The organism is Streptomyces anulatus (assembly GCF_000721175.1).
Classification (GTDB): domain Bacteria; phylum Actinomycetota; class Actinomycetes; order Streptomycetales; family Streptomycetaceae; genus Streptomyces; species Streptomyces anulatus_C.
Genome location: NZ_JOEZ01000001.1, coordinates 333481 through 344888, shown reverse-complemented (window position 1 = coordinate 344888; position 11408 = coordinate 333481). Strand labels below are relative to the sequence as shown.

10 protein-coding genes and 1 tRNA gene are annotated in these 11408 nt (G+C 72.4%); 4 read left to right on the top strand and 7 right to left on the bottom strand.

What is annotated here, in order from left to right; genetic code table 11:
* Position 1: 1 nt before the first annotated feature.
* From IG90_RS0101565 to IG90_RS0101555, 3 genes are all read right to left on the bottom strand, one after another.
* A complete protein-coding gene (locus IG90_RS0101565) occupies positions 2 to 1096 on the bottom strand; it encodes a bifunctional MaoC family dehydratase N-terminal/OB-fold nucleic acid binding domain-containing protein (protein ID WP_051859883.1) in 1095 nt (364 codons plus the stop codon).
* Positions 1093 to 2313 (bottom strand): acyl-CoA dehydrogenase family protein, encoded by a 1221-nt coding sequence (locus IG90_RS0101560; RefSeq protein WP_030576193.1) that lies wholly within the window; start codon positions 2311 to 2313, stop codon positions 1093 to 1095. Before IG90_RS0101560 ends, IG90_RS0101565 begins: the two co-directional genes overlap by 4 nt.
* Positions 2314 to 2571: 258 nt before the next feature.
* A complete protein-coding gene (locus IG90_RS0101555; protein WP_030576189.1) occupies positions 2572 to 2886 on the bottom strand; it encodes a hypothetical protein in 315 nt (104 codons plus the stop codon).
* A 334-nt stretch (positions 2887 to 3220) separates the two neighbouring features.
* Here IG90_RS0101555 and IG90_RS0101550 point away from each other — a divergent pair, with 334 nt between their 5' ends.
* On the top strand, positions 3221 to 4126 hold the full coding sequence (locus IG90_RS0101550; protein WP_030576186.1) for a bifunctional DNA primase/polymerase: 906 nt from the start codon (positions 3221 to 3223) through the stop codon (positions 4124 to 4126).
* A 263-nt stretch (positions 4127 to 4389) separates the two neighbouring features.
* On the opposite strand, the gene IG90_RS0101545 is transcribed toward IG90_RS0101550, so the two are convergent.
* Both IG90_RS0101545 and IG90_RS0101540 read right to left on the bottom strand, forming a co-directional pair.
* Positions 4390 to 4476: transfer RNA gene (locus tag IG90_RS0101545), tRNA-Ser, on the bottom strand.
* 86 nt (positions 4477 to 4562) lie between these two features.
* A complete protein-coding gene (locus IG90_RS0101540) occupies positions 4563 to 6287 on the bottom strand; it encodes a S1C family serine protease (protein WP_030576183.1) in 1725 nt (574 codons plus the stop codon).
* Between the two features lie 201 nt (positions 6288 to 6488).
* Here IG90_RS0101540 and IG90_RS0101535 point away from each other — a divergent pair, with 201 nt between their 5' ends.
* The 3 genes from IG90_RS0101535 (at position 6489) to IG90_RS0101525 (ending at position 9223) form a co-directional block, all read left to right on the top strand.
* Positions 6489 to 7325 carry a glycerophosphodiester phosphodiesterase gene (locus IG90_RS0101535; protein WP_030576180.1) on the top strand — a complete coding sequence of 279 codons (837 nt, stop codon included), beginning with the start codon at positions 6489 to 6491 and terminating at the stop codon, positions 7323 to 7325.
* Between the two features lie 84 nt (positions 7326 to 7409).
* Positions 7410 to 8108 (top strand): ATP-binding protein, encoded by a 699-nt coding sequence (locus tag IG90_RS0101530; RefSeq protein WP_078585119.1) that lies wholly within the window; start codon positions 7410 to 7412, stop codon positions 8106 to 8108.
* Positions 8109 to 8257: 149 nt separating this feature from the next.
* A complete protein-coding gene (locus IG90_RS0101525) occupies positions 8258 to 9223 on the top strand; it encodes a DUF5926 family protein (RefSeq protein ID WP_030576174.1) in 966 nt (321 codons plus the stop codon).
* Between the two features lie 228 nt (positions 9224 to 9451).
* Here the strand turns inward: IG90_RS0101525 and IG90_RS45465 are convergent, their stop codons facing one another.
* Entirely contained in the window at positions 9452 to 9802 is a 351-nt protein-coding gene (locus IG90_RS45465; protein WP_078585118.1) for a hypothetical protein, read from the bottom strand.
* A gap of 432 nt (positions 9803 to 10234) precedes the next feature.
* Positions 10235 to 10984, bottom strand: coding sequence for a bifunctional DNA primase/polymerase (locus IG90_RS0101515; RefSeq protein ID WP_030576168.1), 750 nt, complete (start codon positions 10982 to 10984; stop codon positions 10235 to 10237).
* Positions 10985 to 11408 lie beyond the last annotated feature (424 nt).

The window sequence follows — 11408 nt, the reverse complement described above, 5'->3', positions numbered from 1 at the left end:
CTCAACCGCCTTCGCTCGACCGGAAGACCGGCAGTTCCAGGTCGGGGTGCGTGACGAGGAACTCCAGGCGCACGGGCATGCCGACGCGGACCTTGTCGTACGGCACACCGATCACGTTGCTGACGATGCGGACGCCCTCGGCCAGTTCGACCAGCGCGACGGCGTACGGCCCGCCCTCACCGGCGGGGCTGAATGCGGGGAACGGCGGGTGGTGCATCACGACATGGCTGAAGACCGTGCCCTCGCCCGACGCCTCGACGGTGTCCCATTCCGCGCCGCCGCAAGCGTTGCAGCCGGGCAGCCAGGGCAGACGCAGGGTCGCGCAGTCGGTGCAGCGCTGGATGAGGAGCCGGTGCTCGGCGACGCCTTCCCAGAACCCGGCGTTGTCGCGGTTGATCACGGGCCGGGGACGCAGGGGCGGTTCCTGCGCCGCTGCCTGGTTCCGTGCCACCTGATTCGGTGCCGCGTGATTCGGTGCCGTCCGTTCCCGCTCCGTCTGTTCCCGCTCCGTCTGTTCCCGTTGCGCGGGGCGGTACTTGAGGATGCGGAAGCGGTGCGTACCGGCCGGTTCGCCGTCGGCACGGACGTCCGTGCGGGTCGTGACGAAGTAGCCGGTGCCGAGCTTGGTCGTCTTGCGCGGGGAGACGGATTCGATGACCGTGTCGAAGGTGATCCGGTCACCGGGGCGCAGTGGCCGCAGGTACTCCTGCTCGCAGTCGGTCGCGACGACGGAGGTGTAGCCGGCCCCGTCGAGCAGGGCGAACATCTCGTCGTACGTCGCGGTGCGGCCCGTACCGCCCGCGCCGTCGGTACGGCCCGGGCTGTCCGCACCGTCGGTACGGTCCGCGCCGCCCGTGTGCCCGGAGAGCCCGCCCATCGTCCAGGCCTGGAGCATCGTCGGCGGGGCGATGGCGTCCGGCCCCCGGTAGGCCGCCGAGGTGTCGCCCATCGCCTCGCACCAGTGCCGGATCATCGGCGCGTTGACCGGATCCTTGCCCCGGCCCGCGGTGGCGGCGGCGCGGCCTTCGTAGGCGCTGAGCTGCGCGTACAACGCGTCGCTCTCCTGACCGGGCCCTTCGTGCTCCCGCCCGCTCATCGCTTGCCCCGGGTCATCCCGAGCCGGGCCGTCGCGACGATCTCGCGCTGCACCTCGCCGACGCCGCCCCCGAAGGTGTTGATCTGCGCGGCGCGGTTCATCCGCTCCAGCTCCCCGCCGGGCCCGAAACAGCCAGGAGAACCGGCGCGGAGCAGGGCGGTGTCCCCGACGGCCTCCTGGCACATCCGGTAGACCTCGACCGCGCTCTCGGTGCCCGCGAACTTCACCCCGCTGGCCTCTCCGGGGGCCGGTGCGCCGGCGCCGACGGCGTCGACCAGCCGCCAGTTCAGCAGGCGCGTCGCCGCGAGCCGGGCGTACGCCTCCGCGAGCCGGGCGCGCACCCACGGCTCGTCGATCCGGCGGCGCCCGGTCAGGGGGTCGGGGGTACGGGCATGGGCGAGGGCCTCCTCGTAGAAGTCCTCGGCCTGCATGCCGATGGCGGCCAGGGCGACGCGTTCGTGGTTGAGCTGGCTGGTGATGAGCTTCCAGCCCTCGTTCTCGGCGCCGACGAGGTTCGTGGCGGGGACGCGCACGCCGTCGTAATAGGTGGCCGTCGTGGTCAGCCCGCCCACGGTCTCGATCGGCGTCCAGGAGAAGCCGGGGTCGTCGGTGGGCACCAGGATGATCGAGATGCCCCGGTGTCTGGGAGCCTCGGGGTCCGTACGGCAGGCGAGCCAGATCCAGTCCGCCCGCTGGGCGTTGCTGGTGAATATCTTCTGGCCGTCGATGACCCAGTCGTCGCCGTCCCGCACGGCACGGGTGCGCAGCGCCGCCAGGTCCGTACCGGCCTCCGGCTCGCTGTAGCCGATCGTGAAGACGAGTTCACCGCCGAGGATGCGGGGCAGGAAGTACGCCTTCTGCTCCTCGGTCCCGTACGCCATCAGCGTCGGGCCGACGGTGTTGAGCGTGACCATGGAGACGGGGGCGCCGGCCCGGTACGCCTCGTCGAAGAAGACGAACTGCTCGTCGGGGCCCCGGCCCCGGCCGCCGTACTCCTCGGGCCAGCCGAGACCGAGCAGGCCGTCGGCGCCGATCCGGCGGAGCAGCCGCCGCTGCTCGCCCACGTCCAGCCCGACGCCCCTGCCCCCGCCGCTGTCCTCGCCCCCCTCCCCGTCCCCGTCCTTCCGGCTGTCCCCCACTTCGGACATCAGCGCACGGAAATACGAACGGAGTTCGGCCCGGAGCCGCTGCTGGCGTTCCGTCGGAGCGAGATGCACGGGAGGGGCCTCCAGAGCTGCGGAATCAGAATGCCGGAGCGCTACCGACCGGGTCCCGGCATTCCGGCGACCGGCGGTTGCCCGCTGTCCGCTGTCCGCGCCACGCTCCAACGTTTCTGACTGTCCGTCAGATATGGCCCACTGTCAAGACGGCGGCAGCCCGCACGAGGACACCGAAGTGCTTTCGTACAGGCTGCCGTTCAGTGCATCGGGACCCACCCCCCGGGAGGTCCCGACGATCGCGCCTCCTGGGGAGGATCACCAGAAGAAGGGCGTGAAGTTCACCGCGACACTGTGGTCTGACTGGTCGATCGGCACGAAGGCCGAGTCGCTCACCTGGGCGGACGTGTTCTGGTTCGACGCGCCGGCGCCGACGGCCTGCTGCTGGGTCGTGGACGAGTTGCCGGAGTTGTCGCCGCCGACACCGCTGCCGCCGACCGTCGCCACCGCCGCGTTCGATCCGTCGTTCGCGAAGGAACCGTTGTCCGCCATGGCGACCCCGCCGCAGAGCGCGACCGTCAGGGGCGCGGCGGCGACAGCGGCGAGGGCGCGAGCGGTACGGATGCTTGCCATGTCATTTCCTCCAGGAAACGGAATTGCGGCTTCATATTCGACTGGTCCCGGGGGAGTTGGCCGACCACCCCGGTGCTGTTCACAACGTCGCGAGACCAGAGCTGCCCAGCACATCCCCGACGAACCCCTCACCACCGCCCGATTCCCCCTCACGTATGAAGAAGAGCCGATAAACCTCCTATGCCGCACGAAAGCCCAGGTCAGCGAGGTGTACCCGACGCCCCTTGGGGCGCTCGGGGAGAAGCGTTCCGCCACCCGCCCCTTCCCGGGCACCTCCACCCCACCCCCCACCTCCCCCCTTCCTTTCTTCGAACTCATGTACGAAAATAAATCCATGGCCACCATCGACCGGCAGACCCCCACCCTGGCCCTCGCCCACGCCCTGGCCGCCGCCGAGCACGGCCTCCCCGTCTTCCCCCTCTCCGCCACCAAGCTCCCCGCGCTGCGCTCGCCGCACCGGGGCGAGCAGCCGTCTGCACACTGCCGGGGCGAGTGCGGACTGCCGGGACACGGGGTGCACGACGCCACCACCGACCCAGCGGCCCTCCGCGCCCTCTTCGCCGCCGCGCCCCGGGCCACCGGCTACGGCATCGCCTGCGGACGCGCCCCGCACCGCCTCATCGGCATCGACCTGGACGTCGACCCCGCGTACCGCAGCGACTCGGCGGGCGCGCTCCGGCAGCTGGCCCTCCAGCACCTGTTCACCATCCCGCCGACCGTCACGGTGCTCACCCCGAGCGGCGGCCGCCACCTCTGGCTGACCGGCCCCGCCGATGCGACGGTCCCCAACTCCGCCGGCCGCCTCGCCCCGGGCATCGACATCCGCGGCAGCGGCGGCTACCTGGTCGGCCCCGGCTCGGTCACCGCCCACGGCCGCTACCGCCTGGCCCCCGGCACCGCCCGCCTCACCCCGGCACCCTGCCCCCGCGCCCTGCTCCGCCTCCTCACCCTGCCGCGCCGCACACCCACGGCCGCCGCCGCGGGCACGACGCACACCCAAGCCCGCCGTGGGGAGGGCCTGATCCAGTTCGTGCTCGCCGCCCACGAGGGCCAGCGCAACACCCGCCTCTTCTGGGCGGCCTGCCGCGCCTACGAACACGGCTTCGGCGACGCCCTGGCGGACGCGCTCACCGCCGCCGCCGTCCGCACCGGACTGCCGGAACACGAGGCCCGCGCCACGATCGCATCGGCGGCACGGCTGACATCGGGGCGGGGCGGGGAGACGGACGGCGCGGCCTGAGGCGCAGGGCGGGGCGGGAGGCGGACGAGCTGAGGGGTTCGGCAGCCCGATGCGAACAGCCCACATCCGCTGCCGGCTCCGGGCAAGAATCAGCCCCAGGCCCTCGCGGGCCTCGGCACCCTGGCCAAGCCCCCCGACCCCACCGGCGTCTTCCACCGCAAGGCCGTCTCCCGTATCGCCACGACAGCGGTTCTCCACCCCGGCGTACGAGGCACACGCGTGCGGCCCCCGACCGAATCTCGTGGTCGGGGGCCTTGCACCTGCGGTGGGTGTGGGATTTGAACCCACGGTGACATCGCTGCCACGACGGTTTTCAAGACCGTTCCCTTAGGCCGCTCGGGCAACCCACCCCGCGTCGGCGGTCCGGTCGCTGTGCAAGCCGATGGGCCGTCAGGCCCGCGTGGGGCCGGTTCGACGCGTGGGACAGCCTAGCCGGTCAGCTGTCGCCCTCGCGCTGGCCCAGGGTGACTTCGACCGTGGCCGTCCTGCCGTCGCGCTCGTACGTCAGGGTCACCTTCTCGCCCGGCTTGCGGGTCCAGATCTCGCCGATCAGGGTCGGGCCGCTGTCGATCACGGTGTCGTTGAACTTCGTGATCACGTCGCCCGCCTTGAGGCCCGCCTTGGCCGCCGGGCCGTTCGGGGTGACGGCGGGGGTGCCGCCCGCGCCCTCGGCGGAGATCGCCGCGCCGCCCGTCTTCTCCTCCATCGTCACCGTCGCGCCGATCACGGGGTAGACCGGCTTGCCGGTCTTGATCAGCTGCTCGGCGACGTTCTTGGCCTGGTTGACCGGGATCGCGAAGCCGAGGCCGATGGAGCCGGCCTGGGACTGGCCGAGGCCGCCGCCGGTCGACTGGATCGCGGAGTTGATGCCGATGACCGCGCCCGTCGCGTCCAGCAGCGGACCGCCGGAGTTGCCCGGGTTGATCGATGCGTCGGTCTGCAGGGCGCTCATGTACGAGTTCTTGTTGCTGGAGCCGTCCCCGGACGCCACCGGGCGGTTCTTCGCGCTGATGATGCCCGTGGTGACCGTGTTGGAGAGGCCGAAGGGCGCGCCGATCGCGATCGTCGAGTCGCCGACGGCCACGCTCTCCGAGTTGCCCAGCGGCAGCGGGGCGAGGCCTGACGGCGGGTTCTTCAGCTTCAGTACGGCCACGTCGTAGCCCTGCGCCCGGCCGACCACCTGGGCGGCGTACTTCTTGCCGTTGGAGAAGGTTGCCGACAGTTCGCCGGACTCCGCGGCGGAGGCCACCACGTGGTTGTTGGTGAGGATGTGGCCTTCCTTGTCGTACACGAAGCCGGTGCCCGTGCCGCCCTCGCCGTCGCCGCCCTGCGCGTCGATGGTGACCACGCTGGGGAGCGCCTTCGCGGCGACCCCGGCCACCGTGCCCGCCGGGCGCTTCAGGTCCCTCGGGGTGTCCGACGCCGAGATGGTCGTCGAGCCGCCGGAGGTCCCGTCGTCGTTGCGGTCGGCCGCCCAGTAGCCGAGGGCGCCGCCGATGCCGCCCGCGACGAGCGCCGCGACGGCCACGGCCGCCACCAGACCGCTGCCGCGGCCCCTGCCGCTCTTTCCGCCCGGGGACTCGGAACCGGGCGGGACCGGAGCGCCCCAGACCGGGCCGTGGCCGCTGCCGTCGCCGCTACCGCCGGACGCGTGACCGGCATCCCCGCCGGCGTACGACGGGACGGCGGGCGGGGGCGGCGGCCAGGAGGCGGCGCCCGCGGGAACCTCGGGCGCCGCACCGTACGCGGGCGCCGCACCGTACGGGGAGTGCTGGGGAGGCTGCGGCGGCGTCGGGTGCGCGCCCTGGGCGTACGTGGGCGTGGCCGGGGAGGCCGGGGAGCCCTGGTGCGTGGGGTCGTGGCGCGGCGCCTCGGCGTGCGCCGGGGCTCCCGGTGCCGGTGCCCCCGCGCCGGGGGCACCCGTTGCGGTCCCCGCCGCGCCGGTGTCGTGCACAGGAAGGCGCGCGGTCTCCTGCGCCGGGTCGTGTGCCGCACCGTGCGCCGTCTCGCGCGCGGTGTCCTGGGCCGGGGCCGCCGGCGACGGAGGCGTGGCCCCCTCGGTCGCCGGTCCAGGAGCGTCGGCCGGCACGGGAGGTGCGGACGGAACGGACGGCACGGCCGGTACCGCGCGGTCCTCGTTGCCCTCGTTCTCGGTGCTCACAGCTCTTTACTCCTCGGTTCCACTCGGCATCCAGTCGGCGTTCGGCAAGAAATCCGCTGTGCACGTGTCTGCGGTCAGCTTTTCCCACAACACGTCGGGCCACTGTAAGCAGGACCTGTGCATCCGCACACCAATCTTTACATCCGACAAAACAGACCTCCAGGGTGACATGTGCTCAGCCACTCCCGCGGCGGTGACACCATGGCCCGGGTGACCCACGCACGGCAGCGCAGCGCGCACACCTCCATCCAGGTCATCGCCCACCGCGGGGCCTCCGACGACGCCCCCGAGCACACCCTGGCCGCCTATCGCAAGGCGATCGAGGACGGTGCCGACGCGCTGGAATGCGATGTCCGGCTCACCGCCGACGGCCATCTCGTCTGCGTCCACGACCGGCGGGTGAACCGAACGTCCAACGGGCGCGGTGCCGTGTCGGCGCTGGAGCTCGCCGACCTCGCCGCCCTCGACTTCGGCTCCTGGAAGGACCGCGAGGAGTCGCCCGACTGGGATCCGGTGCCGGGCGAGCTCACCTCCGTACTCACCCTGGAACGGCTCCTGGAGCTCTTCACCGAGGTACGGGCCACCGGGCGGCCGCTGCAGCTGGCCATCGAGACGAAGCACCCCACCCGCTGGGCCGGACAGGTCGAGGAGCGGCTCCTGCACCTGCTGAACCGCTTCGGCCTGTCCGCACCGCCGGCCGACGAGCCCTCCCCCATCCGCATCATGAGCTTCTCGGGCCGCTCCCTGCAACGCGTCCAGGCCGCCGCGCCCACGCTGCCCACGGTCTACCTGATGCAGTTCGTCTCGCCCCGGATGCGCGACGGGCGGCTGCCCGCCGGGTCCCGGATCGCGGGGCCGGGCATGCGGATCGTGCGCGGCCAGCCCGGATACATCGAACGACTGCACCGTGCGGGGCACCGGGTGCACGTGTGGACCGTGAACGAACCGGCCGACGTCGACCTGTGCGCCGAACTCGGCGTCGAGGCGATCATCACCAACCGCCCTAAGCAGGTTCTGTCCCAACTGGGCCGCATTTAGTACGGATGAGGACCCGCCAGGCCCCCGACCTCGGCCGTTACGGGGTGTGCACCGGCGCATTCGCTGCGCGTTCGATCGTTACGAGTGCGTCACCCGCAGCGCATCGGCCGGTTTCCGGCCCAGCTCAGTGGGGCATCCAACCCGTGGCGTGGGGCAAAGGAGGTCTCGGGGGTGGCGTTGGTGGTGGCACAAGAAGTGCCCGCGTCGTCGAGCATGGCCATTCCTCATGGCCCTGCCGGCGTGGGGCAGGCACGACACCGGATGCGTGAGCAGTTGCGCGGCAACGGGGTGTCGGACGCGGTCGTCGACGACGCCGTTCTGATCCTTTCCGAACTTCTCAGCAACGCCTGCCGGCACGGCAGGCCCCTGGGGCGGCACACCGACGTGGGCGACGGGGACATCCGCGCCGCCTGGCGGGTGGACACCGGCGGCGGGCTCACCGTGGAGGTCACGGACGGCGGCGGCCCGACCCGCCCGGTTCCGGCCACTCCTTCGGTGACGGCTCGCGGCGGCCGGGGCCTCAACATCATCAGCGCCCTGGCCCAGGAGTGGGGCGTAAGGGACGACTCGTCCGGCGAAGTCACCGTCTGGGCCCTGGTCTCCGCGAAGAAGCCGCCCGGCATCGGCGGCAACGGCGGCACCTGCTCCGACGCGAACGGCATCACCTCGAACGGCATCGACTCGAACGGCGTCGGCGGCAACGGCGTCGGCGCGCACGGTGTCGGCGGGCTCACCGGGTTCGAGGGCCTGGACTTCTCCGAGGCCTTCGACGACGTCGGCTGAGCGCCCGGACGACGCAACCTGAGCGCACGGACGGAACGGCCCGACCGCCCGGACGGAACGGTCCGAGCGCGTACGTGCGCCGAGCGAGGCTCCCCGGGCCGCTAGGCTCGCGCCGAGTCCGCACTGTCGCAATCGGGAGAATGCCCACCATGGCCAAGAAGCGCCCTCAGTCCAAGGCCGGGAAGCAGCAGCTCAAGGACGGTGAGATCCCGGTCGTCGGGGCCCGTGAGCCCTGCCCGTGCGGATCGGGCCGTCGTTACAAGGCGTGTCACGGACGCGCCGCCGCCCACGCCGTGACCGAGCTCGTGCACCGCCCCTTCGAGGGACTCGCGGGCGAGTGCGACTGGGTCGCGCTGCGCGAGCTGGTGCCCGCCGCCACCGTCGAGCTGACCCTCAAGGACGGGCTGCCCGAGGGAGTTCCGTCGGTGACGCTCGCGACGGTCCTGCCGATGGCCTGGCCGGCGCTGCGCCGCGACGACGGTTCCGTCCTGCTCGCCCTCCAGAACGACACCTCGTCCGGCGACCTCAGCCGCGACCTCGCGGACACCCTCCAGCGCGCCCTGGAGGCCGAGCCCGGCTCCCCGGTCACCGCCCGCCGCGTACCGGCCGACGGTCCGCGCCTCCAGGACCTCCTCGCCCCCGACGCCGCTTTCGAGCCGGACGTGCACTCCGGGTTCGAGTTCTGGGTGCCGGACGCGGAGAACGCCACGCCGGAGGTGTCCGCCTCCCTGGAGCGCGCGAACGCCGCCGCGATCCCGACGACGCTGCTGTCCGGCGTCGACGCCGCGTACTGGTGCGAGACCCCGGAGAAGAACCACCTGCGCTGGGTCATGCCGCACCCCGAGGAGCAGCTCCTCGACGCGCTCGCCCGGCTGCACGCCGCGGGCACCTCCTCGCTCGGCGACGACACCCGCCTGGTCGGCTCGTTCCGGGCACACGGGCTCGTGGTCCCCGTCTGGGACCTGCCGAGCTCGATGGGCGCCGAGGCGTGCGAGAAGCCGGCCGTGGAGTTCGCCGAGCGACTGGCGACGGCGCTCGCGTCCGACGCCCCGCTCACCGCCGAGGAACGCCGCGCCCGGGGCGGTCTCACCAACCGCCAGGTGACCCTCAGCTGACAGTGACGACAGGGCACCCCAGGCGGTGACCCGCGTCACAACTCGCCGTACTCGTAAGTAAATCGGCGTCCCTACAGGCGAGATCGAATTTGCGAACGGCAGATCTCTTGTTACGGTTCTAGAAGCCCGGTCGCTGGTGCATCCCCCGTCGCCAGCGACCGGGCGTCCTCGTTTCCGGCTGCGGCCCGCCCTGCGACACCTCCGGGTGCGGAGACCGTAGGCCCCGGATCAGTCCCCGGCCCCCGGCGCCCGTTCGGATCCGGCGCGGAGCAGCAGCGGTGCCTCGTCCACCGGTCCCGCGCCCACGAACTCCGCCACCGCCGTGGCGGACCGGGGCGCACCCGATGAAGGGACCCGCGGCGTCTCGCAGGTGCCCGGCTCGTCGTGCGCGGCCGGCGCGCAGTGCAGCTCCACGGTCCGCCCGCCCGGCCCCAGCAGCGTGAGCAGGGGCCGGAGTACCTCACCGGTCGCGTTCCGGTAGTAGGTGCGCGCCCAGGTCTCGCCGCCCTCGGTCATGACGCAGGTCTGCGCCTCGACGCCCTCCGGTGCGACCAGCTCGGGCCCGCACCGCGCCGCCACATCCGTACGATCGAACTCAGACGGGGGACCGGCTTCTTCGCGCCTTCTCGATGGCGATTTCGGCAGCGTCGAAGAATGGGCGACGGCATCACCTTCGGACAAGCCCTCAGAAACCCTTGGTCCAAGGCTTTCTGGCAACCTGCCGGGAAATTTCGCGTCGCCCGGATCACCCGATACGACATCCGGAGCAACGGCGGGATCCGCGGAAGCGACCAGGGGAACGAGACACCCGAACACGACGGCTGCCGCGAGACCGATCATGCGGAGATTCATGGTGGCCCCACCTGGCGACTGCGCGGAATTCCTGACGACGGGGCGACGATATCGGCGGAATGCGCGCCGCCGGGCCGCCCGGCACCCGTTCACCACGGATCGGGTCCGGCTCACACCCGTTCGAGTGAGCCGGACGTCCGGCTTGTCCGTCCTGAGGCGTCAGTAGGCGAGCCGGCTGCCGCCGCCCGGGGCTCCGGTGCTCGCCTCGACCAGGGCGTCCAGGACGCCTTCGACGTCCGGGAGCCAGGGCGCCGCGGCCACGGGGGCACCGCCCTTCGTCCGCCCGCGGGACACCGGGGCGGCGGGGGAGGCTGTGGAGGAGGCCCGGGGCGACGCGGGAGGCCTCTCCCAGCGGACCTGGCCCGCGCCCGTCCGGGACGGTGGCAGGACGAGGTAGCCGCCCTCGCCGTGGAACCGGAGCGAGCTGGGCACCCAGTCCTTCGCGTACAGCAGTTCGCCGAGCCGTTCCAGGGTGTACGGGGCCACCAGCAGCGACCACCGGGTGGGCGTCGCGACGACGGGGCCGAGCCGCATGCCGAGGACGTCCAGGGCGCTCAGCGCTCTGGCGCCGGCCACGGCGGGCAGGCTCACCGCGCAGGGCGCGCGGCCGCCGGTCGCCAGCATCACGGGGGCGGCGGGGCGGTTGGACCACCACCAGCGCACCATGCGCTCGTCCGTGGTGGCCGCCAGCAGGCCGGGTTCCAAGGGGTGTGCGCCCGGTACGGCGCAGTCGGGTTCGGGGCAGGCGCAGCCAAGGCCGCCGCTCTCACCGGGCAGGTTGGCCTGCGCCGTCCCCACTCCGGGGACCACGGGCCATTGCCATACGGTGGCGCAGGTCAGGGCCGCGTCGAGCCGGGCGGTCCCCTCCTTGCGCCGGAGCCTGCGTCGCCTTCCGAGGATCTCGCGCATGAGCGCTCGTTCCTTTCCGTTGAACGCCGAGTCCACATGACAGCACGCGTGCGTGACACCACGTGCGTATCTCTTCGCTGTGCGTACGTGCTCATCAGTTCTGCGGTACGGGCGTGCCGTCGGTACCGAGCGTGAGCCGAGCCGAGCCGAGTGGAACCGATCCGAATAGAACCGATCTGGGGTGGAACAGTGCCTGACCGAGCAGAATCGAGCGGAGTCGAACCGAACGGAGCCGAACTGACCGAACGGAGCCCAACGAGGTCGAACTGACCGAGCGGAGTCGTGCTGCCCTGGAGTCGTGCGGGTCGAGCCGAGCGGGTCGAGCCGGGCCGGCGATCGCTGGGTGAGGGTGGCATGCGCCTCGCCTGCCGCCCCTGATGCGAACCCCGCCGTCCGGGGCAGGGGCGTCGCCTTCACGGGTAAG

What these genes read in the sequence shown, in the direction of transcription:
- IG90_RS0101555 (WP_030576189.1), bottom strand. Translation starts at nt 2,886, where the DNA reads ATGGCAAGCATCCGTACCGCTCGCGCCCTCGCCGCTGTCGCCGCCGCG.
- IG90_RS0101535 (WP_030576180.1), top strand. Translation starts at nt 6,489, where the DNA reads ATGGCCCGGGTGACCCACGCACGGCAGCGCAGCGCGCACACCTCCATC.
- IG90_RS0101515 (WP_030576168.1), bottom strand. Translation starts at nt 10,984, where the DNA reads ATGCGCGAGATCCTCGGAAGGCGACGCAGGCTCCGGCGCAAGGAGGGG.
- IG90_RS0101565 (WP_051859883.1), bottom strand. Translation starts at nt 1,096, where the DNA reads ATGAGCGGGCGGGAGCACGAAGGGCCCGGTCAGGAGAGCGACGCGTTG.
- IG90_RS0101525 (WP_030576174.1), top strand. Translation starts at nt 8,258, where the DNA reads ATGGCCAAGAAGCGCCCTCAGTCCAAGGCCGGGAAGCAGCAGCTCAAG.
- IG90_RS0101550 (WP_030576186.1), top strand. Translation starts at nt 3,221, where the DNA reads ATGGCCACCATCGACCGGCAGACCCCCACCCTGGCCCTCGCCCACGCC.